This is a genomic window from Cellvibrionales bacterium, from assembly GCA_016713115.1.
GTDB lineage: Bacteria > Pseudomonadota > Gammaproteobacteria > Pseudomonadales > UBA7239 > UBA7239.
This window is the reverse complement of the sequence record JADJPU010000001.1, coordinates 430,733-456,998: the sequence shown is the minus strand read 5'-3', so window position 1 is coordinate 456,998 and position 26,266 is coordinate 430,733. Positions and strand designations below refer to the sequence as shown.

The 26,266-nt window shown below is 53.8% G+C and carries 19 protein-coding genes and 1 pseudogene; 10 read left to right on the top strand and 10 right to left on the bottom strand.

Translation table 11 applies throughout. From position 1 onward, the window contains the following. Window positions 1-29 precede the first annotated feature (29 nt). A complete protein-coding gene (locus IPK30_02165; protein MBK8102126.1) occupies window positions 30-1,511 on the top strand; it encodes an FAD-dependent oxidoreductase in 1,482 nt (493 codons plus the stop codon). Between the two features lie 8 nt (window positions 1,512-1,519). Here the strand turns inward: IPK30_02165 and kdpE are convergent, their stop codons facing one another. The 10 genes from kdpE to npdG all read right to left on the bottom strand — a co-directional run bounded on the left by kdpE (window position 1,520) and on the right by npdG (window position 12,895). Further along, entirely contained in the window at window positions 1,520-2,227 is a 708-nt protein-coding gene (kdpE, locus tag IPK30_02160) for a two-component system response regulator KdpE (GenBank protein ID MBK8102125.1), read from the bottom strand. A 1-nt stretch (window position 2,228) separates the two neighbouring features. Then, the gene (locus IPK30_02155; GenBank protein MBK8102124.1) at window positions 2,229-4,937 is read right to left on the bottom strand and encodes a DUF4118 domain-containing protein; all 2,709 of its coding nucleotides are present in this window, start codon (window positions 4,935-4,937) and stop codon (window positions 2,229-2,231) included. Window positions 4,938-5,032: 95 nt separating this feature from the next. Then, window positions 5,033-5,782, bottom strand: a complete 750-nt coding sequence (locus IPK30_02150; protein MBK8102123.1) for a hypothetical protein — start codon at window positions 5,780-5,782, stop codon at window positions 5,033-5,035. A 48-nt stretch (window positions 5,783-5,830) separates the two neighbouring features. Next, window positions 5,831-6,445 carry a potassium-transporting ATPase subunit KdpC gene (gene kdpC, locus IPK30_02145; protein ID MBK8102122.1) on the bottom strand — a complete coding sequence of 205 codons (615 nt, stop codon included), beginning with the start codon at window positions 6,443-6,445 and terminating at the stop codon, window positions 5,831-5,833. Window positions 6,446-6,463: 18 nt separating this feature from the next. After that, window positions 6,464-8,533: a potassium-transporting ATPase subunit KdpB gene (kdpB, locus tag IPK30_02140; GenBank protein ID MBK8102121.1), complete on the bottom strand. Its 2,070-nt coding sequence runs from the start codon at window positions 8,531-8,533 to the stop codon at window positions 6,464-6,466. Window positions 8,534-8,549: 16 nt separating this feature from the next. Continuing rightward, a complete protein-coding gene (kdpA, locus tag IPK30_02135; protein MBK8102120.1) occupies window positions 8,550-10,244 on the bottom strand; it encodes a potassium-transporting ATPase subunit KdpA in 1,695 nt (564 codons plus the stop codon). An 11-nt stretch (window positions 10,245-10,255) separates the two neighbouring features. Beyond that, entirely contained in the window at window positions 10,256-10,348 is a 93-nt protein-coding gene (gene kdpF, locus IPK30_02130; protein MBK8102119.1) for a K(+)-transporting ATPase subunit F, read from the bottom strand. A gap of 119 nt (window positions 10,349-10,467) precedes the next feature. Next, window positions 10,468-11,439 carry a 2-phospho-L-lactate transferase gene (locus IPK30_02125; GenBank protein MBK8102118.1) on the bottom strand — a complete coding sequence of 324 codons (972 nt, stop codon included), beginning with the start codon at window positions 11,437-11,439 and terminating at the stop codon, window positions 10,468-10,470. Continuing rightward, a complete protein-coding gene (gene cofE, locus IPK30_02120; GenBank protein ID MBK8102117.1) occupies window positions 11,436-12,203 on the bottom strand; it encodes a coenzyme F420-0:L-glutamate ligase in 768 nt (255 codons plus the stop codon). Before cofE ends, IPK30_02125 begins: the two co-directional genes overlap by 4 nt. Before the next feature lie 20 nt (window positions 12,204-12,223). After that, entirely contained in the window at window positions 12,224-12,895 is a 672-nt protein-coding gene (npdG, locus tag IPK30_02115) for an NADPH-dependent F420 reductase (GenBank protein ID MBK8102116.1), read from the bottom strand. Window positions 12,896-13,021: 126 nt separating this feature from the next. Between npdG and IPK30_02110 the strand changes: the two genes are divergently transcribed. From IPK30_02110 to IPK30_02070, 9 genes and pseudogenes are all read left to right on the top strand, one after another. Further along, window positions 13,022-14,020 (top strand): hypothetical protein, encoded by a 999-nt coding sequence (locus IPK30_02110; GenBank protein MBK8102115.1) that lies wholly within the window; start codon window positions 13,022-13,024, stop codon window positions 14,018-14,020. Window positions 14,021-14,024: 4 nt separating this feature from the next. Continuing rightward, window positions 14,025-17,420 carry an FG-GAP repeat protein gene (locus IPK30_02105; GenBank protein MBK8102114.1) on the top strand — a complete coding sequence of 1,132 codons (3,396 nt, stop codon included), beginning with the start codon at window positions 14,025-14,027 and terminating at the stop codon, window positions 17,418-17,420. 12 nt (window positions 17,421-17,432) lie between these two features. Then, window positions 17,433-18,230 carry a carbon-nitrogen hydrolase family protein gene (locus tag IPK30_02100; GenBank protein MBK8102113.1) on the top strand — a complete coding sequence of 266 codons (798 nt, stop codon included), beginning with the start codon at window positions 17,433-17,435 and terminating at the stop codon, window positions 18,228-18,230. Between the two features lie 36 nt (window positions 18,231-18,266). Continuing rightward, window positions 18,267-19,633 (top strand): annotated as a pseudogene (locus tag IPK30_02095) (DEAD/DEAH box helicase). A 160-nt stretch (window positions 19,634-19,793) separates the two neighbouring features. Further along, window positions 19,794-21,371: a peptide chain release factor 3 gene (locus tag IPK30_02090; GenBank protein ID MBK8102112.1), complete on the top strand. Its 1,578-nt coding sequence runs from the start codon at window positions 19,794-19,796 to the stop codon at window positions 21,369-21,371. Between the two features lie 78 nt (window positions 21,372-21,449). Next, window positions 21,450-21,740, top strand: coding sequence for a ribosome-associated translation inhibitor RaiA (gene raiA, locus IPK30_02085; GenBank protein MBK8102111.1), 291 nt, complete (start codon window positions 21,450-21,452; stop codon window positions 21,738-21,740). Between the two features lie 72 nt (window positions 21,741-21,812). Further along, on the top strand, window positions 21,813-23,105 hold the full coding sequence (locus IPK30_02080) for a HAMP domain-containing histidine kinase (GenBank protein MBK8102110.1): 1,293 nt from the start codon (window positions 21,813-21,815) through the stop codon (window positions 23,103-23,105). Next, a complete protein-coding gene (locus IPK30_02075; GenBank protein ID MBK8102109.1) occupies window positions 23,102-23,638 on the top strand; it encodes a response regulator transcription factor in 537 nt (178 codons plus the stop codon). Before IPK30_02080 ends, IPK30_02075 begins: the two co-directional genes overlap by 4 nt. Before the next feature lie 38 nt (window positions 23,639-23,676). Next, the gene (locus IPK30_02070) at window positions 23,677-26,022 is read left to right on the top strand and encodes an FG-GAP repeat protein (GenBank protein ID MBK8102108.1); all 2,346 of its coding nucleotides are present in this window, start codon (window positions 23,677-23,679) and stop codon (window positions 26,020-26,022) included. Window positions 26,023-26,266 lie beyond the last annotated feature (244 nt).

The following is a 26,266-nucleotide window of genomic DNA, read 5'->3' as shown; positions in this document are numbered from 1 at the left end:
TTCGATTTTTTTACAGTAAGGATTTCACCATGAGCGAAACGCGTTACACACCGGCACGCCCCGTTTTATTGAAAGATGTACCGCAGTGGGATTTTGAAACCGATGTTGCCATCGTCGGCTTTGGCGGCGCGGGTGCCTGCGCTGCGTTGGAAGCGGCAAATGCTGGCGCACAGGTGATGATTTTTGAATTGGCGAGTGCGAGCGGCGGCTCGACGGCGATGTCGTCCGGCGAGGTGTATCTCGGCGGCAACGGTGGCACGCGCGTGCAAAAAGCCAGCGGTTTTGAAGATTCCACCGACAATATGTTTAATTTTTTGATGGCCTGCCACGGCCCGCAAGCCGACGAAAACAAAGTGCGCGCCTATGCCGAAGGTGCAGTGGAGCATTTCGATTGGTTGGTGGCGCAGGGCGTGCCGTTTAAAGATTCTTTTCTCGATAAACGCGCGATCGTGGCGCTGACCGACGACGGCCTGCTCTACACCGGCAATGAAAAAGCGTGGCCGTTTCGCGATATTGCCAAGCCGGTGGCGCGTGGCCACAACTTGCAAGTGGAAGGTGACAACGGCGGCCCGCTGTTGATGAAAATACTCACGGAAAATGTCGAAAAACAAAAAAATATTTGCGTGCATTACGATACGCGCACTCTGTGTTTGATCGCTGATGAAAACGGCGGTGTGCATGGCGTGGTGGTGCGCATTGATATGCAAGAGCGGTTTGTAAAAGCGCGCAAGGGCGTGGTGTTGTGTGCGGGCGGTTTCATTATGAACCGCGAGATGCTGCAGAAATACGCGCCGAAATTACTGCGCGGCAATATTCCGATCGGCAACCCGGGCGACACCGGTACCGGCATCCAAATGGGCATCAGCGTGGGCGGCGCAGCCATCAATATGCACGAAGGTTTTATGACGATTCCTTTTTATCCGCCGGGCAATATGACTTACGGCATTTTTGTAAATGCGATGGGACAGCGTTTTATCAATGAAGACGCCTACCACGGTCGCGTGGGCACTTACGCGGCGCAGCAACCGGGCGAGCGTTTGTACATGATTGTGTCGGTGGAAGATTACGGCAATGTTGATCGAAAACCGTTTTTCAACGGCGATATTGTCGGCACCGGAGAAACGCCAGAAGAGTTGGAACAGGAATTGGGTTTTGCGCCCAATTCGCTCGCGCACACGATTAACTTTTACAACGAACACGCTGCAAAAAGCGCAGACCCGCTGTTTCACAAATCCGCGCAGTGGTTGAAGCCTATGCGGCCGCCACTGGTGGCGCTTGATGCCACGCCGGAACGCGGCGCGATTTTCCCCTGCTTCACGCTGGGCGGTTTGGACACCTTGCCTTCCGGTGAGGTGTTGCGCACAGATGGCTCAGTAATTAAAGGCTTGTACGCCGCCGGTAGAACTGCCGCCGGCGTGCCGCGCCGAGGCGATGGTTACGGTTCGGGTATGTCAGTGGGTGATGCCACTTTTTCAGGGCGCATGGCAGGCAAAGCGGTGGCTAACCGTTAAGAAAAAAATTAAGGCTGTAAGCGATAACCCACGGCGGTTTCGGTGAGAATGTGTTTCGGTTGTGCGGGATCATCCTCCAGTTTTTGGCGCAAATGCCCCATGTGGATGCGCAAATAATGCGTGCGTTCGCTGTGCGCCGGTCCCCACACTTCTTGCAGTAGTTGCCGTTGCGTGATGACGCGACCCGGATGCGTGGCGAGTATTGCCAGCAGGCGGTATTCAATGGGAGTGAGGTGAACCTCTGCCTTGTTGCGTGTGACCACGCGGCGTGAAAAATCTAGCGTATTTCCACCAAAAGAAAAAAAGGCTGATTCTGCGTCCTGTTTGTGCAAATTGCGCCGCAAGTTTGCGCGGATGCGCGCCAATAATTCCGCTACGCCAAAAGGTTTGGTGAGATAGTCGTCAGCGCCAGCATCCAACGCTTTTACTTTTTCTGCCTCGTCGGTGCGCGCGGAGAGTACGATTACCGGTGTACTAGACCAGCCGCGAAACTCGCGCAGAAAATCGATGCCGTTGCCATCGGGTAGACCAAGATCCAAGATCACCAAGTCTGGGCGGCGTGTACCAGCTTCAATCAAGCCCTGTTTTAATGTGCCTGCGGCGAAAATTTGCCAGCCCTCTGTGCTGAGCGCAGTGTGAATAAAATGCCGAATTTGTGCATCGTCTTCGATAACTACAATATTCGGCGCTGAAGCATTAGACAGTGTTGCAGACATTTCAGCTCGCCTTGCCGTCTGGTTCTGAGTCGAAAGAAGGTTGGTTTGATAGTGGCAGTGTAAATTCAAAGACAGCACCGCTGCCGTTTTCGCGATTGCGCGCCGTGATGTCGCCGCCGTGTGCTTCCACAATGGCTTTGCAGATGGCCAAGCCCAGCCCGACACCATTGATAGTGGACTCTATTTTCCCGCGCGTAAATTTTTCAAACAGGTATTGTTCTTGCCCTGCAGGGAGGCCGGAGCCGTTATCCGAAACAGTAACCATCAAGCTGTTATTGGGCGCAGTTTGTGCGCTGATCTCGATAGTGGATTGCGGCGGCGTGTATTTGCTCGCATTTTCTAACAAGTTGGCTAACACGCGCTCAATTAAAACGGCGTCGCAGGCTATCAGTGGTAAATCAAGAGGAATGTCCGTGCGCACTTGATATGGATTCAGTATCGGTTGCAGTGAGCGAATAGCGCTGCCCACGATTTCCTCCAGTGAATACCAATCTTTGTTCAGGCGAATTTCGCCACTTTCGATGCGCGCCATGTCGAGCAAATTATTGACCAGCGTGTGCATGCGCGTGGCGGATTCATGAATCGCTTGAATCATGTCTTGTTGTTGTTTTTCCGGCAGCCCTTTGAGTGTTAGCGCGTCGGCGAAACCAACCACAGCGGTCAGCGGCGTGCGCAAGTCGTGTGAAATAGCGGCGAGCAGCGAATTGCGCAGGCGTTCAGATTCCATACGCACCAGCATGTCTTGCGCAATCTCAACAAAATGCACGCGCTCTAGTGCAATGGCAATCAAACTCGCCAGTGTCTCCAGTTGGCGCTGTTGTTCGGGTATCAGTAGCCATTGTTTGTTTTCCGGTTTGATGGCGAGTATGCCGCGTATGCGCACCGGTGCGCGCAGTGGAATGTAGCGATATTCACTGGCGGGTAGGGTGTCTGTGGCAAAACCGGCTTGCTCGTTTTTATCAAAAGCACATTGTGCGATAGCGCGGTCAACATCAAGGCAGTGACCGGCGGGCTGCGGCACTTGCAGTTGTTCATCGAGATTAGGCAGCAGCAGTGCGGCGCTGCCACCAAATATGCGCTGCAGCGTATTCACGCCGATATCCACGATTTGCTCTGTTTGCAAAGCGCCAGAAAGATCGCGCGCAAATTCAAACAGCATGTGTGCGCGTTCTTCGCGTTGCGCGGAAATTCTGGCTTGAAAGCGCAAGCGTGCCGTGAGCTGCCCCGTAATTAAACCAACAGCCAACATCACGCCAAAGGTGAAAAGATACTGCACATCGCTGACGGAAAAACTCAGCTTAGGTTGTACAAAAAAGAAATCAAATAGAAATACATTGAGGATGGATGCATACACAGACGGTCCTCGACCGAAGCGCATTGACACCATTAATACAGTTAACAGAAAAAGCATCACAATATTGGCAAGATCAAAAATGTTTGCCAGTGGTGTTGCTAGTAAAGTTGCCAGCAAACAAAGACCGGTTGTCCATACGTAGCGCGTCCAACCTGTTGATTGCGTGATGTTGGTAGTGACGGCGCTATGAGTTTTGCGTTGTGCGTTGTCTTTTTCTGCTTTGCCAATGCGCAGTACATCTAAATCGGGGGCAATGGCGGCGATAGCGTCGCCCACGCGCTGTTGCCACGGCCAGCGGCGCGAGCTGGTGTCGCAGCCGACAACAATGCAAGACAAATTGTGTAGCCGTGCGTAGCGCACCAGAGTTTGCGCAATGTTTTCTCCGGTGAGTACAGCGGTTTTCGCTTGCAGTTGTTCGGCCAGTTTTAAAACATTGAGCATGCTTTCTCGTTGCTGCGCGATGATGTGTTGTCGCGCAGGTGTTTCCACATACACGGCGTGCCAACTGGTATTGATTTGTCTGGCCAATTGCGCGGCACTGCGCACTACGCGCTCTGCACCCTCACTGCTACTAATGCACGCGAGTATGGCGTTGTCAGTTTTCCAAACGCTGTTAATGGATTTTTCGATGCGGTAGGCCAGCACATCGCCTTCTACGCGATCGGCCGTGCCCCGCAGAGCAATTTCGCGCAGTGCAATTAAATTGCCTTTGCGAAAAAAACTGCTGGCAGCGCGTTCAGCTTGCTGCGGCAGATAAATTTTCCCCGCTTTTAAACGCAGCAGCAGTTCATCGGCGGGCAGGTCCACCAGTACCACTTCATCGGCCGCATCAAAAACGCGATCGGGTACGGTTTCGCTTACCAGAATGCCGGCAATACCACCAACGACATCGTTGAGGCTTTCCAAATGTTGCACATTCAGTGTGGTCCAGACATCAATGCCCGCTGCCAACAATTCTTCTACATCTTGCCAGCGTTTGGGGTGGCGCGAACCTTCAATATTGGAATGTGCCAGCTCATCCACTAACAACAAATTGGGGCAACGAGCTAATGCGGCGTCAATATCAAACTCCTGAAATACGCGCTCGCGGTAGGTCAGTTGACGCAGTGGCAGGTGTTCCAGGTTGTCTGTTAGCGCCGCCGTTTCTTCGCGGCCGTGCGTTTCCACCAAACCGACCACTACATCGCGCCCTTCTGCCACGGCGCGATGAGCGGCACTCAACATGGCGTAGGTTTTGCCAACGCCCGCTGAAGAGCCGAAGTAGATTTTCAGCTTGCCGCGCACCGCTGCCGTTTCCTGCTGTTGTACGCGGGCGAGCAGCGCATCTGGGTCTGGCCGTTCAGGGGGTTGTGGCATGTGTTCTCTAATCTCTTATGCAATGCAGTTGTTGTGCGTCGTATAGATCATGCCTGAAACGCGATTCATAAAATATCTTTACAAATTTGTATGCGTTATTTGAAAGTTTTCACAGCAGACAACACCAAGGCGGCGCCGCAGTAGCTGTCACCGCCGGCAAACACGCTGCAGTTGCTTTCGTCGATGTTGGTGTCGGTGTATGCCAAACCAACATTGATGCCGTAAAACTCTTTCGCTACGCCGATGTTGTAGTACGAATATTGAGAATCGGTACCGCCGACCCAGCCAGCGTCTTTGAAGTCGTAGCGGCCAAGGGTGGCGGTCAAACCGATTTCCATCGGCAACGAATAGGTGTACGAGCCGTAGTAGTGTAGGGCGCTGTCGGAGTTGGCAATTGGCGTGTCACTGGAGTAGTCCGCGCCGATAGCAAAAGTTCCGAGATCGTCCGTTGCATAGCTCACTTGCGCGTGGGTTTCGCCAAAGTCGAGCGCGTTGGCATTGTCATAAATGTATTGCGTGCGTTTGAAGTCAAATGCGAAATCGCCAACGGCAAAGCCGTAACCTACATAAATGTCTTGCTCGGTATGCGCTTTGGGCGCAAGTTTGAAATTCACATTAGACATCCAAGTGCCGGCGTAGAAACCGGAGGAGTGCGTGATGTCCACGCCACCTTGTAGTGCTACGCCGTTGCGCGTTTGGCTTACGCCGCGCCACATGTAGTTGCTGAACAGGCCGATATTGGCGCTGCCTTCAAAGCCTGCGCCCAATTCCAGCGACATGACTTGTGAACCGGTCAGCATGAGCGCGCTAGCGGCGACTGCTTTGACTGCGTTAATGATTTTCATGGAAGAACTCCGAAGTGTATGCAGAAACAGAATGGGGCGGAAACGGCGCTAGTCGGCGAGATCGTCTAGCGCACGATTGAGCAACAGCACATTGACAACCGGTTCGCCAAACACGCCGAGGGCGCGCGGTGTGGTGTGTTGCGCGACGAGTGCTTGCACGGAGGCCGCCGGTATTTTGCGCGCAGCGGCTACGCGCGCGACTTGGTATTGTGCAGCGGTCACGCTGATGTGCGGATCCAAGCCACTGCCGGAGGCTGTGACCAAATCTGCCGGTACGGCGGCGGTGTTGCCGGGATCTGCCGCGCGCAGTGCGGCAATGCGTGCTGTCACTGCTTCAGCCAGTGCAGGGTTCAGCGGCCCTTGGTTGGAACCGCCAGAGGCCGTTGCGTTATAGGGCGCTGAGCCGGTGGCGGAGGGGCGGCTCCAGAAGTAGCCAGCTTGGGTGAAGCTTTGCCCGATCAGGCGCGAGCCGACTAGGTGATCGCCGTCTTGTACGAGGCTGCCAGCGGCCTGCTGCGGAAACAGCGTCTGCCCCAACGCTGTGACCAACAGCGGATACAGCACGCCGGTGATCAGACTCAGGGCGAGAAAAAGGCTGAGCGCAGGCCGCAGCGGCGGGGCGGCGGGTGCAGTGGTGGCTGGAATATGGGTTTGCGTAGTCATAAAGAGTCTCCCAACGCGTTATACGAGGCCGACCGCAGTCAGCAACAGATCAATCACTTTGATGCCGATAAACGGCACCAGCACGCCACCCAAGCCGTACACCAGCAGATTGCGGCGCAATAACAGGGCGGCGCCCAGTGCGCGATAGGGCACACCTTTCAAGGCCAGCGGAATCAAAAACACGATGACGAGGGCATTGAAGATAACGGCCGACAAAATGGCCGATTGCGGGCTGTGGAGCCTCATCACATTCAGTGCGCCCAGTTGCGGGTAGGTGCTGACAAACGCCGCCGGAATGATGGCGAAGTATTTGGCGATGTCATTGGCAATGCTGAAGGTGGTGAGCGAACCGCGTGTCATCAGCATCTGCTTGCCGGTTTCGACAATCTCGATCAGCTTGGTGGGGTTGGAATCCAGGTCCACCATGTTGCCCGCTTCTTTTGCCGCCTGTGTGCCGCTGTTCATGGCCACGGCGACATCAGCCTGCCCCAGCGCGGGCGCGTCATTGGTGCCGTCGCCGGTCATCGCCACCAACATGCCCTGCTCTTGATAGCTGCGTATCAGTTTCAGTTTGTCTTCCGGTGTGGCTTCCGCCAGAAAATCGTCCACGCCCGCTTCAGCGGCGATAGCGGCGGCCGTCAAGCGGTTGTCGCCGGTGATCATCACGGTTTTGATGCCCATACGGCGCAGCTCGGCAAAACGCTCTTTGATACCGCCTTTCACGATGTCTTTCAGTTCGATAACGCCCAGCACCTTGGCGAGATCACACACCACCAGCGGTGTGCTGCCGCGCCGTGCCACATCGTCCACGATGGCTTGCACTTCAGCGGGCATTTGCCCACCCAGTTGCACAACATGCTGGCGCACGGTTTCAGCGGCACCTTTGCGGATGCTGCGGCCGTCCATATCAACACCACTCATGCGTGTTTGCGCGGAAAAATGCACGAAGTGCGCGCCCATTGCGTGAATGTCGCGCTCGCGCAGATTAAAACGCTGTTTAGCCAGCACCACCACACTGCGACCTTCGGGTGTTTCGTCGGCCAGTGAGGCGAGTTGTGCTGCATCGGCCAGCGTTTGTTCGCTGACACCGGCTGCGGGCAGAAAGGCAGAAGCTTGGCGATTGCCCAGCGTGATGGTGCCGGTTTTATCGAGCAGCAACACATCGACATCGCACGCCGCTTCCACTGCGCGCCCCGAAGTGGCAATGACATTGGCTTGCAGCAAGCGGCTCATGCCCGCCACGCCAATCGCTGAGAGCAGGCCCGCGATGGTGGTGGGGATCAAACAGACCAAGAGCGCAATCAGCACGGTGAGACTGGCGGCACTGCCTGCGCCAGCCGCCGCTACGCTGAATTGCGAGAAGGGCAGCAGGGTGACGGTGACCACAAGAAACACGATGGTGAGCGCCACCAACAAAATAGTCAGCGCAATTTCGTTGGGCGTTTTTTGGCGCGCCGCGTTTTCCACCATCGCGATCATGCGATCGACAAAGGTTTCGCCGGGGTTGACGGTAACGCGCACCACGATCCAATCCGACAACACGCGCGTGCCGCCGGTGACAGAAGAAAAATCGCCGCCGGATTCGCGAATCACCGGCGCGGATTCGCCGGTGATGGCGCTTTCATCCACCGAGGCAACGCCTTCTATCACTTCACCGTCTGCAGGAATCAAGTCATCGGCGGTGACAATCACCACATCGCCTTTGCGCAATTCTGCTGTGGGTACGGTGTAAATCGGCGAGCCTTTGGTGAAAGGTGCTTGCAGTTTTTTTGCCCAAGTTTTTTGCTTGAGTGTGCGCAGCGATGCCGCCTGTGCTTTGCTGCGTCCTTCCGCCAGTGATTCGGCAAAGTTGGCAAACAGCACGGTGAACCACAACCACAGTGCGATGGCGAGAATAAAACCTGCTGGTGCATCAGCTTGGCCGCGCAGGGCATCCATCCACAACAAAGTCGTGAACAAACTGCCGACATAGACGACAAACATCACCGGGTTGCGCCATTGAATACGCGGATCCAATTTGCGAAACGATTCAATAATGGCTGGCTTCACCAGCGCGGGATCAAACAAAGTAAAAGTATTAATCGACATGACGATGCTCCTCGGTTCAGTGGCTGCTAAACAGCATCAAATGTTCAACAATCGGACCCAGTGCCAAAGCCGGCACATAGTTGAGTAGACCTACCAGCAACACCACGCCGATCAACAGGCCGCTGAAGAGCGCGCCGTGTGTTGGTAGCGTGCCCAAGCCAGTAGACAAACGTTTTTTGCGTGCCAGTGATCCGGCAATGGCCAATACCGGCACGATGACGCCGAAGCGACCAAACCACATGGCAAACGCCAGCAATAAATTGTAAAAAACGGTGTTAGCAGAGAGGCCGGCAAACGCACTGCCGTTGTTGTTGGCGGCGGATGTCAGCGCGTACAAAATTTCTGAAAAACCGTGCGCGCCAGGATTGGCAACGCCAACGCGTCCCGCTTCCGTCATCACAGCTAAAGCCGTGCCAAACAGTACCAACATTGGTGTGACAAGAATGACGATAGACACCATCTGCATTTCAAATTTTTCAATTTTTTTGCCGAGGTATTCAGGTGTGCGGCCGATCATCAAACCAGAAATAAACACCGCGAGTATGGCGAAGATCAGCATGCCGTACAGACCAGAACCGACGCCGCCAAATACCACTTCACCCAGCTGCATCAAAACGGTCGGTACGGCACCGCCCAGCGGTGTGAGCGAATCGTGCATATTGTTCACCGCACCGCAGGAAGCGCCGGTAGTGACGGCTGTAAACAGCGCAGAATCAGCAATGCCAAAGCGCACTTCTTTGCCTTCCATATTGCCGCTGCTGCTCTCCATGCCCAAGGCGGTGAGCACAGGATTGGCTTGCTGTTCGGCATAGATAGCCGTGATGGCAAATACCACAAACAAAATGGCCATGGCGGCGTAAACCGTCCAGCCTTGGCGCATGTCTTTCACCATTTTGCCAAACGCAAAACACAGTGCAGCGGGAATAATAAAAATGGCCAGCATTTGTAAAAAGTTGGCAAATGCTGTTGGGTTTTCAAACGGGTGCGCAGAGTTGGCGTTGAAAAAACCGCCGCCGTTGGTGCCGAGCAATTTGATGGCTTCTTGTGAAGCGACCGGACCCATCGCCAGTGTTTGTTTTGCGCCTTCCAGTGTGGTGACATCCACATAGGCGCTGAAATTTTGTATCACACCTTGGCTGATAAACAGCAGCGCCCACAACACTGAAAGCGGCAATAATAAATACACCGTGCTGCGCGTGAGATCCACCCATGCGTTGCCCAGCGTGGTGGCGTTGTGACGCACCAGCCCGCGGATCAGCGCAATCACTACCGCAATGCCGGTGGCAGCAGACAGAAAGTTTTGTACGGCCAAGCCCAACATCTGTGTGAGATAGCTCATCGTGCTCTCACCGGCGTAACCCTGCCAGTTGGTGTTGGCGACAAAACTCACCGCAGTATTCAGTGCAGAGTGCCAAGTGACAGCGCCCATGTTGGCGGGGTTCAATGGCAATGCGCCCTGCGCAAATTGCAACAACATCAGCGCGAGTAAGCCAGCAATGTTGAACAGCAAAATAGCGCCGCAGTAGTGCAGCCAGCTCATTTCTTGCTCTGGGCGCACGCCGCAACAGCGGTACAGCCATTGCTCAGCGCGGTTGAAATATGGGAGTGGTGCGTTGTCAGCCAGCTTTGCGATATACAAACCCAGCGGTATGGCGCAGGCCAACAGCACCAACATAAATAGCGTGAGCAATAGCCAGCCGTGACCGCTCAAGAGGGCGATATTCATGAGAATTTCTCCGGATTGAGTAGCACTGCAATGAGGTAAATCAGCAGCCCGACGGCCAGTATTCCGGCCAGAAACATCAGGTAATTCATGGAAATTGTCTCCTGCGATGAAGTGTTTTCATCATAGGCAGAGAGATATAAAGCTTCCGTAAAGCTAGTGCGGCGGCGCGTAAATTTTCCGTAAAGATAAGCGCTTTTTTACCGTTTTGTTATGTGAGGCCGATTACTGCCCGTGCTAGCGCAATTTTATCGGCATCCGTTTGCATCAGAGTTTTGCCAGTTTGCACGCGAATATTTTGTTGGCGTAAAGCGTCTGCTTCGTGGGCGTCGCTGTCATCAATCAGCAGCGTGCCGAGTAAATCTTGATAAAAATGGGCGATGCTGAGCGAGTCGGTGGCGATGTCCATTTCCGCCATCATTTTTGCCGTGGGGCCTTTCACCGCTTGCCCGCCGATCAGCGGTGAAACCACGGTAATTTTTTCGCGCTGTGTTTGCAGCAGTTCACGCATACCGGAAACGGCGAGTATGGGCGCGATACTGAGCAGCGGATTGGATGGGCAGATGATGATATGTGTGAGCGCCTCGTCTTGCAGTGCCGCGCGCACTTCGTGCGACAGTGTGGATTTTTCTGCGCCGAGGTGCTGCACGCCGCGCACCACTGGTTTGCACTGCTCGCGCACAAAATAGTGCTGAAAAGCGAGTGTGCCTTGCTCGGTATCCACCAGCGTGGGCAGTGCTTCGTTGCACATCGGCAGTATGCGATGTTGAATGTTTAATGCAGTACACAGTTCGGCGGTGACTTGTGTGAGGGTTTTGCCGTTGGCTAATTGCTGCGTGCGAAAAAAATGTGTGGCGAGATCTTTGTCGCCCAAGCGAAACCAGGTTTCACCGCCAAAGTTTTCCAGCGCGTTCATGCACTGCCAGGTTTCGCCCTGCAAACCCCAGCCGAGTTCACGGTTGTTGCGGTTGGCGAGGGTGTACGACACCGTGTCGAGATCGGGTGAGATGTGTAAACCTGTTTTTCCAAAACCTAAGTGTGAAAAATCATCGCCGGTGTTGACGATGAGTGTGAGTTGCTCCGGTGATAAAACTTGCGCCAAACCCCAAGCGAGTTTGGCGCCGCCGACACCGCCGCACAGTGCGACAACTTTTTTTTCTGCGGTGTTGCCGCCAGTTTTCACCGAAACATATCCTCTTGCGGTTTGCGCAGTAGCGTTTGCACGGAAGCGTTTTCTTTTGCTGGCCAGTGCAGGCCGCGCACAATCACCACTGGTGAGCCTTCGCCCGCTTGCCCCATCAGCAGCGATGCAGCAGCGGCAATTTCATCGGCAATGCCCACTTGCGTAATTTCCAGCCTGCGACCGAATAAATCGGGCGCGCCGCGCAAATCTAGCAGCGGTTCAAAACCGGCCACGCCGATGGCGATGCCGCAAGTGCCTAAGCGCCACGCGCGACCAAAGCTGTCGTTAATCAGTACGGCAATTTTTGCACCGCATTGTTGCTGCAATGCTGCGCGCAGTTGTTGTGCGCTGGCATCGGGATTTTCTGGCAACAGTAACGCGGTTTCAGAATCTTTGTTGTCAGGCAAATTGGATTGATCGATACCCGCATTGGCGTGCACAAAACCGAGTTTGTGTTCGACGACAATCGAGCCAAAACGGTGGCGCAGCACGCGATTGGATTCCTGCAACACCAGATCGATCATGCGCGGGTCTTTGCCGGTTTCAGCGGCGTATTTTTCTGCTTCCGCTGTGGGAGTAATGCTATTTAGTGCGCGGTAGCGATTTTCTGCTTTTGACACAATTTTTTGCGCGAGTACGAGAATATCGCCATCGCACAAAGTCTGTGCATTGTGTTGCAGTGCTTGCTGAATGAGCGCGGCGAGATCATCGCCGGGGTTCACCAGCGGAAAATCGCGCAGCGCAAACAGTTGCAGTGAACTCATGGCGATAAACTCATGCGCGCTTAAACGCCCACTTCGCCGGTGATGGTAATGCCGGCGCCGCCCGCAATTTTGTAGCGTTTGTTCATAAAAATTAAAACGGAAGTTAAGGCTTCGGTGGCGGCGGAGTTGGCGAGTGGGCCTGCGTGCCAAGCTTTCATGCCGGCGGCTTGTGCGAGTTGCACCACAGTTTCGCGCGCGTCTACATCATCACCTGTCACCAAGACATCGCAGTGAATTGCGTGATCGTCATTCAAATGCGCAGCGGCAATGTTTTGAAAGGCAGATACCACGCGCACATTTTCGCCCAGTGTTTTTTGCGCAATCACACCGGCAGAACCTTCAGCGGGCAGTTGCACCGTGGCCACTTTCGGCGGCTTCAAAGACACGGTGACATCGATAAAAATTTTGCCTTGCACCGCAGCGTGTATCGCAGCGAGCGTGTCTTGTTGATGAGAAAAAGGGACGGTCATGCACACGATGTCGGCTTTGGCAGCGGCTACGCTGTTTTCCATACCTTCAATCTGCGCACTGGGCACGCGCGTTTTCATTGCAGCCGCCGCTTCGGTGGCGCTCTCGGCTTTGCGCGAGCCGACAATGACATGGTAGCCTGCTCTGCACCAGCGAAAAACAAGGCCGGAACCCAAATCACCCGTGCCGCCTACCACTGCAATTACCGGTTTTTGCTCGCTCATGTCGCGTTCTCCATTGATGAATCAAACAGCCTCGCATCATACCGGCGCAGCCGCTGGCGTCACCAGTGGGCTTCCCCACTTGGCAGTCGCGCCGGTTTTATGGCTCCACGCGAGAGGTGCGGCGGCGTGAGCTTTTCGATCAGCACATTTAATCTCTGTAATTTGCAGTTGCCCAATAAGCAAATGTTTGGTGAATTTGCGTGGACGCCTGCGCAATACCAACGCAAAGTGGGCTGGATAGCTGAGCAATTAAAAGCGCAGCCCGTGGCGGTGATGGCTCTGCAAGAAGTGTGGAGCAAAACGGCCTTACAAGATGTATTAAAAACCGCCGGTTTGGATGCGCAGTATCAAATTGTGTGTGTCGATGATGAAAGCGAGATGCAAGTCGCGGCTGTGGTGCAGCGCGATTGGGAGATTGTCAGCGTCGATTGGATTACACAATTTCCTACTGCGTTAGATTGGCGCACGGACGATGCGCGCTATCGCATGGCGGTGGACATTCAACATTTTTCACGCCCAATTTTAAAATTGCGTTTGCGCGGAACGGATGCGCGCACGCTCACGGTTTTCAACACGCATTTGAAATCGCGCAGACAAACTTCCCCCGGCAATGATCGCTATTACGGCACCAGCGCCGATGATTGGTCCGATATTGGACGCGCACTGTCTGGCATGCGGCGTTTAGCCGAAGCGGCTGTGTTGCGTTTGTTGGTGAATCAGCAGTTGCAGCAATCGACTGATGCCGTGGTGGTGGCGGGGGATTGCAATGATCGTCACCCCAGTGGCGTAAGCGATTTGATTCGCGGTGATGCGCGCTTTCGTAGCAGTGCCAATAATCGCAGCGGTCGCCGCGCCGATTGGGGTTTGTATCATCTGTTGGATTTGGAAAAAGACGCGCAGCGTGCAGATATAAAAAACTACATCACTTTTCACGGCGACGATGAATTGCTCGCTTTAGATCATTTGTTTTTTTCTTGGCATTTTCATCCGCGCGCCGCAGGGCATCGCTGGCAGTTGCGCGAGTGGGAGGTGTGCAGCAAGCATCTGGCCAGCAATAAGCCGTATGTGAGCGATCATGCTATAGTGGTGGCGAGGTTTATGGGTGCCATCAGCGCGAGGGGATAACACAATGAGAATACCCGTGTTGCGATATGGTTTGTGTGGCTTGTTGCTGTGGTGTCTGGCGCCAGTGGTCAGTGCTGAAAGCTCAATACTGGTCGATGTTTTTGGTGCAAATTGGCGTTATTTGGATGATGGTAGCGATCAAGGCGCGTCTTGGCGTGCAACTTCCTTTAACGATCAAAGCTGGCGCAATGGTGCGGGTTATATGGGCTATGGTTTTGGTGTCGAAACCACGGTGATTGACAGTGGTCCACCGGATGCCCATTACATCACAAGCTATTTTCGGCACGCGTTTACTGTTCCTAAAGCAAAAGCCTTTGATGATTTAACATTATTGTTAGCAAGGGATGATGGCGTTGTGGTTTACCTCAATGGCCAGGAAATATTGCGCAACAATATGCCTGCCGGAAAGATTTTTTATAGCATGCAAGCATCTAAAGCTAAAAATCCTGAGGACTTATCGGTCACCAAAAAAATTCCTGCCCGGTTTTTGCGTGATGGCGTGAACACAATTGCTGTCGAATTGCATCAGTCGAGCCAGCAGAGTCCGACTGCTATTTTTGCGCTGCACCTAGAAGGCAATTATCGCAAGCCTGCCGATAATGCGTTTGTGCGCGATGCGTATTTACAACTTATTACGCCAGATTCTGCCGTGGTGCGTTGGGGGACATCAGCGTTACGCAATAGTGAGGTGCGTTTTGGCACAGATCCCAATAATCTGAATCGCACCGTTAAAAATAGCACCAAGGTTTATCAGCATGAAGTGAAGTTGACTGGGCTCACACCGGCAACCACTTATTACTACAGCGTGGGTTATCACAACAGCGCAGGCTCTCATGTGCTGAGTGCCGGCGACAATTATTTTTTCAAAACCCAGCCGCCGGTGGGCAGTGCAACGCCAACGCGTATTTGGGTTATTGGCGATTCGGGTCGCGGCAGTCTGGATCAAGTGAAAGTGTATGAGGGCTACCAGAAATTTGTTGGCGATAGTTACACCGATTTGTGGCTGATGTTGGGCGATAACGCTTATGGCTCTGGGACATACCAAGAATATCAGGACAAATTTTTCAATATGTATACGCCGTTGTTGCGCCAAACCGTGGTGTGGCCAACGCTGGGTAATCATGATGCCTATAGCGCCAATACGGCGCTGCAAACAGGCGCGTATTACGAAAATTTTACTTTGCCCGCAGCTGCTGAAGCGGGTGGCGTGGCTTCAGGTACGGAGGCGTATTACTCGTATAACTACGGCAATATTCATTTTGTGGTGCTAGACGCGCACGATGTAGATCGCAGTGCAACCGGCGCAATGGCGCAATGGTTGGAGGCGGATTTAGCAGCCAATCAGTCGGATTGGCTGATTGCTTATTGGCATCATCCTCCCTACACCAAAGGCACACACGATTCTGATAATCCAGATGGATGGGATTTTGAGTTGGTAGAAATGCGAGAAAATATTTTGCCAATACTGGAACAGTACGGCGTGGATGTGGTGTTAAGTGGACATAGCCACAATTACGAACGCAGTAAATTTATTGATGGTCATTACGGTTATTCAGGTAGTTACAGTGATGCGCTGTATGCCAAAAATACCGGCAGCGGTGATGTGTATTCCGGTGCATCGGCTTACAGCAAAACGCAGCCGGCAGTGGCGCACAGTGGCACGGTGTATGTAGTGGCGGGTGCATCATCAGCGGCTTACGGCGGAACTTTGAATCATCCAGTGATGTATCGTTCGTTTAATAAGATTGGCTCCTTGGTTATTGATGTGAACAACCTTGTGTTGAACGCACAGTACATCGACGAAGATGGCTTGACGCAGGACGCATTCACTTTACAAAAACTGGCGACAGCAAGCAGTGATCGCGACGGTGACGGTATTGCTGATGTTTCTGATAACTGCCCTGATAATGCCAACAACGATCAGGGCGACAACAATAACAACGGAATGGGTGATGTTTGCGATGGCGGTTTGGATACTGATGGCGATGGCACGCCAGATGCAATAGATAGCGATGACGACAACGATGGCGTTGATGATGCAACGGACAACTGTTCGTTAGTGGTAAATACTGATCAGGTGGATGCCGACAATAACAATATTGGTGATGCGTGTGATGTTGCGCGTTCTGTCATTTTATCTGGCATACAGGGCGGCACAAAAAATGATAAAGCAGGGCATGCAGTGACCTTTGTCGGCGATGTTGATGCGGATGGCTACGGTGATTATGCCGTCGGTATTCCCGGCTACGATGTGTTGTCGCCATCAGGCCACAGTGTCTTGCGCAATGTGGGGCGTGTTGAAGTAATTTCCGGCAGAACGGGGGCGAGACTTTTTTCTGTCAACGGCACGAATGCCAACAGCGCGTTTGGCACGGTGCTGGCCGGCAATGCGGATGTGGATGGCGATGGTTATGCCGATATTATGGTTGGCGCTCCTAAAGCAGATAGCTCTGCGTTTGGTTTGGTGGATAACGGTGCGGTGACGGTTTTGTACGGACCGGATGGCGTACGGCGCAACACGCTATACGGCAGCCAAGCGCACGGTCTTTTTGGCGCTGCATTGGCGTTGGGAGATGTGAATGGTGACGGCTATGCTGATGTGTATATAGGTGCGCCTGGCGACAACACAGAACATTTGCGTGCGGGCAGTGTCAGTGTGTATTCAGGTGCGAATCTCTCTATAAAACTGGCGCAGTTTTCTGGTGCGAAAAGAAAATCTTATGCGGGCACCAGCGTGGCATCTGGCGATATCGATCACGATGGTAATCAAGACATTATTGTCGGTGCACCTGGCGACACAAATCCTGTAGGCAATTTAAAAAATGCAGGCTCTGTCGCGGCGTACAAAATGGATGGCACTGAGTTAATGAAAAAATACGGCGCTATGCCGCAGGCGCGACTGGGAAAAGCAGTGGCCAGTGGCGACATCAACCAAGACGATTACGACGATGTGATTGCAGGTTCGATAGGTGACGACGATGGCCCACTGAAAAGCTCAGGTAGTGTGACGGTTTTTTCAGGAGTTGATAGCGAACCCTTGATGAAAAAATACGGCACGGTTGCAAAAGCTGCATTGGGCAATAGCGTGGTGGCTGCGGATGTTAATGGTGACGGTTTTGATGATGTGGTTGTGGGTGCGTGGAAAGATCGTTCGTCTGCGCTGCTGAAATATGCAGGCAGCGTTACAGTGTTGAACGGCGGTGATGGTACTCAGTTGGATAAAATATACGGTGCGGCAACGCGCGATTTCCTCGGGTTTTCTGTAGGTGCGGGAGATATTGATACCGACAGCAAAGCAGAGGTTTTGATCGGTGTGCCCGGCGCTAATGTTCGCATGGGCAGTGCCTCTCCGTTGTTGAAAAACACGGGTGCTGTGCAGGTTAGAAAAATAGCAGAGTGACATTAAAAACACATGACGATTGTTGCAGCTATCCAAATGACTTCCACCCCAGTAGTGGAAGAAAACATTACCACGGTGCAGCGTTTGGTGGGCGATGCGGTTGCCGCTGGCGCGGAGCTGGCGTTGCTGCCGGAGTACTGGGCCATCATCGGCATGCACGAAAAAGATAAATTGGCGCAGGCGGAACAATTTGGTGAAGGCGCGATGCAAAACTGCCTGCGTGAATTGGCAAAGCAGCATGGCATTTGCTTGATCGGCGGCACGATTCCTTTGCAATCGCCAGAGGCGAGCAAGGTGTTGAATACCACACTGGTGTTTGATCCGCAGGGCGCGTGCGTGGCGCGTTACGACAAAATGCATTTGTTCGGCTTTCAAAAAGGCAGCGAGAGTTATGACGAATCGCGCACCATTTTGCACGGTGATCGCGTCGGTTATTTTGCTGCTCCGTTTGGTCGCGTGGGTTTGTCCGTGTGTTATGACTTGCGCTTTCCTGAGTTGTACCGCGCGTTGGGTGATTGCGCGCTGATTGTGGTGCCGTCTGCATTTACAGACACCACAGGGCAGGCACACTGGGAAGTGTTGCTGCGTGCGCGCGCTATTGAAAACCAGTGCTATGTGTTGGCGGCGGCGCAGGGTGGCGTGCATCGCAATGGTCGCCGCACTTGGGGTCACAGTATGCTGATTGATCCGTGGGGCGAAGTGTTATCTGTTTTACCGGCAGGCGAGGGCGTGGTGAGCGGTGTGTTGGATACCGCGCGTTTGGCAGCCGTGCGCGCCAGCTTGCCTGCGCTGCAACATCGCCGCCTGTAATTTTTTATTTCTTAAATATTTTTTTGCGAGTTTTATATGTTTGCTGAATTGTTATTGCACGAACGCTTGTTGAAAGCGCTGGAAACTTTGGGTTTTTCCGAGCCGACACCGGTGCAAAAAGAAGCCGTGCCGCTGGCCGTGCAGGGGGAAGATTTGCGCGTGATTGCGCAAACCGGTAGCGGCAAAACCGCTGCCTTTGTGCTGCCGGTTCTGCATCGCCTGCTGCAAGACGCGAAGCCGCGCACCGCCACGCGCGCTTTGATTTTGCTGCGCACGCGCGAGTTGGCGCAGCAAACTTTAAAACAAGTGGAGTTGCTGGCGCAGTTCACCTTTATTAAGGCGGCCTTGATTACCGGCGGTGAAGATTTCAAAAAACAAATGGCGGCGCTGCGCAAAAACCCCGACATCGTGATCGGCACGCCTGGGCGTTTGTTAGAGCAGCTCAATGCCAAAAATTTGGAGCTGCAAGATTTGGAGGTGTTGGTGTTGGATGAAGCCGATCGCATGCTGGACATGGGCTTTAGCGAAGATGTGATGCAGTTGGTGCATGCCTGCCACACAGAGCGGCAGACGCTGCTGTTTTCTGCCACCAGCAACAGTGCCTTATTTGAATTGGCTGCCAGCGTGATGCGCGAGCCGCAAGTGCTGCGTTTGAATCCGGTGAGCCAGATGAACAGCGCCACCGTGCAGCAAATTGTTCCTGCGGATGACGCCAAGCACAAAGAAAAAATGGTGCTGTGGTTGTTGGCGAATGAAACTTATGAAAAAGCGATTGTGTTTACCAATACGCGCACGCAGGCCGATCGCTTGGGCAGTGTGCTGATTGCAGCGCACAAAGCCGGTAGCAGTCATGCCAAGGTGTATGTGTTGCACGGCGAAAAAGATCACAAAGACAGAAAACAGGCCGTGTCGCGTCTCAATCAAGGTCATATCAATGTGTTGATCGCCACCGATGTGGCCGCGCGCGGTTTGGATATTGAAGGCATGGATTTGGTAATTAATTTTGATATGCCGCGCAAGGGTGATGATTATGTGCATCGCGCTGGACGCACGGGGCGCGCAGGCAATGCGGGTTTGGTGATTTCACTCATCACTGCGCAGGAATGGAATTTGATGGCGAGTATCGAGCGCTATCTCAAGCAACAGTTCGAGCGGCGCATTATCAAAGAAATCAAAGGCAGTTTTCTCGGACCAAAAAACTCAAAGCGTCTGGTAAAGCAGCGGGCAGTAAAAAGAAAAAAACCGATAAAAAAACGGCTGAGAAAAAATCTACTGACAAGAAAGCGAGCAGCGCGAAAAAGACTGCGGCTAAAAAGCCCAATGCAGCAAAGTCTAAGCCCGCTGCTGCGGCGAGTTCGCCACGCGACGGCTCTGCGCCGCTGCGCCGCCAGCCAGCCGTTTGATCGCGCCAAGGTGGCGCTCCTACAAGAGAGTCGGCGTTGAATGTGTGGAGATCGCGCCAAGGTGGCGCTCCTACAAGAGAGTCAGCGTTGTATGTGTAGGAGCGGCTCTTAGCCGCGACTATAATGCCTCCCTTCTTATTAGCTGCTATCCCATCCCGCCATGAGCCTGCAAGACGACATCAACCTGCGCCGCACCTTTGCAATTATTTCGCACCCAGATGCGGGTAAAACCACCATTACGGAAAAATTGTTGCTGTTCGGGCAGGCGATACAAATTGCCGGTTCGGTAAAGGGTAAAAAAGGCGATCGCCACGCCACCTCCGACTGGATGACGATGGAGCAAGAGCGCGGCATTTCCGTGACTTCGTCGGTGATGCAATTTCCTTACAAAGGCAAAACCGTCAACTTGTTGGATACGCCAGGGCACGAAGATTTTTCTGAAGACACTTACCGCACTTTAACGGCGGTAGATTCGGTGTTGATGGTGATAGATGGCGCGAAGGGCGTGGAAGATCGCACCATTAAATTGATGGATGTGTGTCGTTTGCGCGATACGCCTATCCTCACTTTCGTCAACAAAATGGATCGCGATATTCGCGACCCGATGGAAGTGTTGGATGAAATTGAAAGCATCCTGCATATCAAAGTCGCGCCTATCAATTGGCCGCTGGGCATGGGCAAAGAATTTAAAGGTGTGTACAACTTGTACACCGATACCGTGCATGTGTTTCAGCAGGGTTTTGGTCACACCATTCAAGATGATGTGCAAATTCAAGGCATCGACAGCGAAGAGTTTTCTAAACTGCTCGGCCCTTATGCTGACGATGTGCGCGCAGAAATTGAATTGGTGCGCGGCGCGGCGCATCCATTTGATCTGGAAGAATATTTAGCGGGTGTATTAACGCCAGCTTTTTTTGGTACGGCGTTAGGTAACTTCGGCGTGCGCGAAATGTTGGATGGTTTTGTAGAGTGGGCGCCAGCACCGCAAGCGCGCGCTACTGAAACGCGGGTGATTGATCCGCACGAAGAAAAGTTTTCGGGTTTTGTGTTCAAAATCCAAGCGAATATGGATCCGAAACACCGCGACCGCATCGCGTTTATGCGCATCTGTTCCGGCAGTTACACGCAGGGCATGAAAATGCAGCATGTGCGTATCGGCAAAGATATTCGTATTGCCGATGCGGTGACCTTTATGGCCGGCGAGCGCGTACTGGTGGAAGAGGCACTGGCGGGCGACATCATCGGCTTGCACAACCACGGTACCATCCAGATTGGCGACACCTTTACCAGCGGTGAAAACCTGCGTTTCACGGGTATTCCGCATTTTGCGCCGGAATTGTTTCGCCGCATTCGCTTGAAAGACCCGCTGAAAGCCAAGCAGTTGCAGAAGGGTTTGCGCCAGCTCTCGGAAGAGGGTTCGGTGCAAGTGTTTATGCCGTTGAATAACAACGATTTAATCGTGGGCGCGGTGGGTGTGCTGCAGTTTGAAGTGGTCGCCTACCGCCTGAAAGACGAGTACAAAGTGGAGTGCTTGTACGAAAATATCAATATCTACACGGCGCGTTGGTTGTCGGCCAAAGACCCGAAAAAACTGGAAGAGTTCCGCTCTAAAACGAATGAAAACCTAGCTTTAGATGGCGGCGATCATCTCACCTATCTCGCGCCCACGCGAGTGAATTTGGCTTTAACCGAGGAACGCTGGCCTGATCTTTGCTTCCGCGCTACGCGTGAGCATTAAAAGCGTTTTTTGGGTTGACTGTTTTTTTTCCTGTCGTACAGTGGAGGTGCAACACACAGGAAACCCGAGGAGCGTTTTATGCAGTTGAATATCAGTGGGCACCATGTTGAAGTCACTCTTCCTCTCAAAGACTATGTAACCAGCAAATTGGAGAAGTTGGATCGTCATCACGACAAAATCACCCGTGCAGATGTCACGCTTACTGTTGATAAATTGATACAAAAAGCCGATGCGCGCGTGTTTCTGAGCGGCGCAGATTTATTTGCCGATGCGGTAGCGGAAGACATGTACGCCGCCATCGACGATCTGGTCGGCAAGCTGGATCGCCAGTTGATTCGCCACAAAGAAAAAGTCAAAGCACATCGTTGATTGATGCTGTAACACAGCGCATTCCCAACCGAGAGCTGTTGGGAATGCTTCTCCCTCCCTTGTATTGCCCACATGAGCGCCAGCGCCCACTCACCTGCACCGGATACCAGTGATTATTTGCAGCAGCTGCAAGTGCTGCGCGCTTGGGTGTGGCTGGTGCAATTACTCACGCTGTTGCTGGGGCGGCAGTGGCTCAGCGCCGCGCAGTTTTACGCGCTGCTGGGTTTGTTATCGGTGGCGCTGTTGATGCTGTTGCTGGGGCATTACCGTCTGCAATGGTTTCGCCGCCAAAGCCGTGCGCCGGATGAGCGCGAGTTTTTATTCCAGTTGTTGTTGGATTGTTTTGTGCTGACGGGGCTGTTGTATGTGGCAGGCGGCGCTACCAACCCCTTCGTGTCTTACTACTTGGTGCCGATTGCTTTAGCGGCGGCCTGTTTGTCGCGCACTTACACCGCCTTGCTCACGGCGTTTTGCCTGCTGGCCTCAGGCCTGCTGATGTTTTACTACTGGCCGCTGCCCGTGCTGTCGCCTATGGATATGTCGCACCACGCGATGCACGGCTCGCGTAGCATGAGCTGGCATGTGGCGGGCATGTGGCTCAATGTGGGCATCAGCGCGGCGCTAATCACTTACTTTGTTACGTCCATTGCCGCCACCGTGCGCCGTCAGCGCGAGGCCATCAATCGCTTGCGCGAACAGCAGTTGATGGATGAAAACATTCTCACCGTGGCCACGCTGGCCGCCAGCACCGCGCATGAAATGGGCACGCCGCTGTCTAGCCTCGCCGTGTTGCTCGGTGATTTGCAGCGTGAACACAATAAAGGCGCGGAGTTGCAGGCCGATTTGCAGTTGATGGCGAGCCAAGTGGCGCGCTGCCAGCAGTCCTTGCGCCAGTTGGCAGATACCGCGCGCGCGCACCAACAGGGCGGCGAGCGCAGCCAGCCGCTGGCCGAGTGGGTGCAGCGTTTGATCGGCCACTGGCAGGTGTTGCGCCCAGAGGCGCAGGCCAAGTTTGTGGTGCAGGCGGGCGCGCCTTGCACAGTGGCGTGGCCGCTGGTGGTGGAGCAGGCCGTTATCAATGTGCTGAACAATGCCGCCGATGCTGGCAGCCATTTGTGGGTGCGCATGCAATGGGATGTGCAGACGCTGCAAATCAATATTGAAGACGACGGCCCCGGCATCGAACAGCATGTACTGCGCAAGCACGCGCAAGTGAAAACCAGCGAGAAGGGCATGGGGCTGGGGTTGTTGCTGTCTCACGCCAGTTTGGAGCGCGCTGGCGGCAGGCTCTCGCTAGAGCCGCGCGCGGGCGGTGGCACCTTAACGCGCATCGAGTTGCCCCTGCACGGTGCTGAGCTGGCATGAACAGCGCGCTAGATATTCTGCTGGTGGAGGATGACGAAGTATTCGCCAGTGTGCTGCAACGCTCCCTGCTGCGGCGCGGGCATCGCGTGCAGTGGGCGCTGGATGCAGCGGCAGCGCGCACTTGCCTTACGCAGCAGCGGTTTTCGCACGCGATTCTGGATTTGAAACTGGCGCAGGAATCCAGCCTGCCGCTCATTCCCGTGCTGCTCGCCGCCAATACAGATATGCAGATTTTGATACTCACAGGCTACGCCAGCATCCAAACCGCCGTGCAGGCGGTGAAGCTCGGTGCCGTCAACTACCTGTGCAAACCGGCCGATACCGACAGCATTCTCCACGCCCTGCTGCACCCCACCGCCAGCGAGGAGGTGGTCGTGGCCGAGAACCCGCTCTCGGTGGACAGATTGGAATGGGAGCACATCCAGCGCGTGTTGGCCGAGCACGAGCAGAATATTTCCGCCACCGCGCGGGCACTGGGCATGCACCGCCGCACCTTGCAACGCAAACTCGCCAAGCGGCCAGTGGCGCGATAATATCAACGCACAGTTCAAAACAAACCAAGGAAATCATCATGCTAACAACAGGGCGCGCACCATTTTTTCAATCCTTACTTGTTGTCCTTTTGCTGTTGGGCAGCAGCACTCTCTGGGCAGTGGATACTGACGGTGATGGTGTGGCTGACACCCCTATGCCGTCGCAACTCAGTGTGGGCGGCATTCATGCCTGTGTGTTGGATGACAATGGGGTGCACTGTTGGGGTTACAACAATGCCGGTCAGACATCAGTGCCGGTTCTGGCTAACCCTACCGCAGTGAGTGCAGGCGATTCGCATACCTGCGCGCTGGATGATGCGGGTGTGCATTGCTGGGGGTCTAACAGTAGTGGTCAAACAACTGTGCCCGCGTTAAGTAACCCCACAGCGGTGAGTGCCGGTGGAACTCATACCTGTGCAATAGACGATAATGGCTTGCAGTGCTGGGGAAATAATTCCAATGGACAAACCACCGTGCCGCCACTGGTGCATCCAACCCAAGTGAGTACTGGCATGTTTAGCACCTGTGCGTTGGATGACAACGGCGTGCAGTGCTGGGGAAACAATTTCCAAAGCCAGACAGTGCCATCGTTGACGAACCCAGTGGCGGTGAGTATGGGCGGTTACCACGCTTGTGCGTTGGATGATACAGGGGTGCACTGTTGGGGTGCCGGTACCACCAATACAGGTTCAGGTGTTGAGTATGGTCAATCCATGGTGCCTGCGTTGTCCCACCCTATAGCGGTGAGTGCTGGCTTCGAGCACACCTGTGCCGTTGATGATAACGGTGTGCATTGCTGGGGTAATAATGATGGCGGGCAGACAACTGTACCTGTATTAATGAATCCCGTGGCTGTGAGTACTTCCGGTCAAAACTCTCCAGCGAATAACGCCACCTGCGCACGAGATGATATGGGTGTGCATTGCTGGGGCGGTGTAGACAAAATAAACAGTGATATACCTAGCAGTTTAGCGTTTACACGGCAGGCCGATAACTGCCCTCACACGGCTAATCCAGACCAAGCTGATGGCGATGGCGATCACTTTGGCAACGCCTGTGACCCTTTACCTGCCGATGGCGAAAACCTGAATATTTTCAATGGCAATACAAAAACCGACAAAACCGGTGCATCAGTCGTTTTTGCTGGTGATTTCAATGGCGATGGTTTTGGTGATTATGTGGTGGGCATGCCGGGTTATGACGTGCCTCCATCACCTCCCATCAAGGCCATCAAAAATGCGGGCAAGGTAGAGATTATTTCTGGCAATGATGGTAGCCCGTTGTACTCTCAAGACGGCATTACGGTCAACGGTGCGTTAGGTTCGGCGGTAGCAGGTAATGCAGATATCAACAAAGATGGTCTTGCTGATGTGGTAGTTGGCGCACCACTAGGTGATGCGCAAGATGGCAGAAAAGCCATTGGTGTTGTTTATATTATTTACGGTAAGGCTAGTGGTACGCCGCTGGTTGATTCTTTAAACAACGATATATTTGCTGCCAAGGCGATGTTTGGTGCTTCGCTGGCGCTGGGTGATGTAGATAATGATGGACAGGCGGATGTTGTTGTTGGAGCCCCCTATGCCACAAACACCCAAGTTGCGAAGCCGTTAAAGCAAGCGGGCTGCGTGGCGGTGTATTCCGGTGCTGCTTTGCATTCCATGCCTATCATGGGGGACTGCGGTAAGGTAGCCAAAGCTCATGCGGGGGCGGCTGTAGCTGCTGGTAATTTTGATAATTTGCCTGGTGCAGAAGTGGTTGTTGGTGCACCTAACGACAGAGACGAAAGTGGCAAGAACACCGGAAGCACTGTTATTTATGGTTTTGGTCAGCCATTCTCTCTGAGCACTCAGTACGGCAATTTTGCCAAAGATGGTTTTGGCAGCGCTCTGGCGGTTGGTACGCACTATGCCGACAATGTTGTGCTGATTGGTGCGCCCGGTGCTGACAATAACAAGGTTAAAGATGCTGGAGCCATATACCGACTATCGTCAAGCGACCAGCTCAGTCTGATGCGTATTGGTAGTGAGGCTGGTGCCAAACTAGGTTCTGCAGTGGCGTTGACCGATGTGAACGGTGACGGAACCACTGACTTCATCATAGGTGCCCCGAAAGGTGACAGCCCGACTATACCCAAAATTACCAAGGACACTGGTAGTGTCCTTGTGCTGAATGGCATCAATGGCAGCACCCTTTCCACGCAGTACGGCACAGCCAAAGGCGATGCCTTCGGCACCAGCATCAGCGCTGGCGACATCAATGCCGATGGCAAAGCAGACATCCTCATTGGCATTCCAGGCAAAGATGTCACGGTCACCATCGACGGCAAAGCCAAAGTGCAAAAAAATGCAGGCGGCGTCACCATCCTTAACGCCACGGAGTTGTAACCCGTAGGGGCGCGTGCAACGCGCCCCTGTTTAAATCCACGAGTCTCTTTGAATCGGCGTATATCAGGGCGCATGCAATGCGCCCCTACAATGTTGTGCCAAGGCGGTATTTCTCCCCCTGACAAGGGGGAGTCCTGCGCAGCAGGGAGGGGGTTAAACCCCTCCGATTCGCTACGCGAACCACCTCCCCTTATCAGGGGAGGTTTTGCCGTCCACTCTCCGAGCCTGCGCTACAATGCGCGGC

Bases quoted from the DNA above. Each gene is read 5' to 3' on its own strand.
- IPK30_02165 (MBK8102126.1), top strand. From the start codon at position 30: ATGAGCGAAACGCGTTACACACCGGCACGCCCCGTTTTATTGAAAGAT.
- kdpE (MBK8102125.1), bottom strand. From the start codon at position 2,227: ATGTCTGCAACACTGTCTAATGCTTCAGCGCCGAATATTGTAGTTATC.
- IPK30_02155 (MBK8102124.1), bottom strand. From the start codon at position 4,937: ATGCCACAACCCCCTGAACGGCCAGACCCAGATGCGCTGCTCGCCCGC.
- IPK30_02150 (MBK8102123.1), bottom strand. From the start codon at position 5,782: ATGAAAATCATTAACGCAGTCAAAGCAGTCGCCGCTAGCGCGCTCATG.
- kdpC (MBK8102122.1), bottom strand. From the start codon at position 6,445: ATGACTACGCAAACCCATATTCCAGCCACCACTGCACCCGCCGCCCCG.
- kdpB (MBK8102121.1), bottom strand. From the start codon at position 8,533: ATGTCGATTAATACTTTTACTTTGTTTGATCCCGCGCTGGTGAAGCCA.
- kdpF (MBK8102119.1), bottom strand. From the start codon at position 10,348: ATGAATTACCTGATGTTTCTGGCCGGAATACTGGCCGTCGGGCTGCTG.
- cofE (MBK8102117.1), bottom strand. From the start codon at position 12,203: ATGAGTTCACTGCAACTGTTTGCGCTGCGCGATTTTCCGCTGGTGAAC.
- npdG (MBK8102116.1), bottom strand. From the start codon at position 12,895: ATGAGCGAGCAAAAACCGGTAATTGCAGTGGTAGGCGGCACGGGTGAT.
- IPK30_02105 (MBK8102114.1), top strand. From the start codon at position 14,025: ATGAGAATACCCGTGTTGCGATATGGTTTGTGTGGCTTGTTGCTGTGG.
- IPK30_02100 (MBK8102113.1), top strand. From the start codon at position 17,433: ATGACGATTGTTGCAGCTATCCAAATGACTTCCACCCCAGTAGTGGAA.
- IPK30_02090 (MBK8102112.1), top strand. From the start codon at position 19,794: ATGAGCCTGCAAGACGACATCAACCTGCGCCGCACCTTTGCAATTATT.
- raiA (MBK8102111.1), top strand. From the start codon at position 21,450: ATGCAGTTGAATATCAGTGGGCACCATGTTGAAGTCACTCTTCCTCTC.
- IPK30_02080 (MBK8102110.1), top strand. From the start codon at position 21,813: ATGAGCGCCAGCGCCCACTCACCTGCACCGGATACCAGTGATTATTTG.
- IPK30_02075 (MBK8102109.1), top strand. From the start codon at position 23,102: ATGAACAGCGCGCTAGATATTCTGCTGGTGGAGGATGACGAAGTATTC.
- IPK30_02070 (MBK8102108.1), top strand. From the start codon at position 23,677: ATGCTAACAACAGGGCGCGCACCATTTTTTCAATCCTTACTTGTTGTC.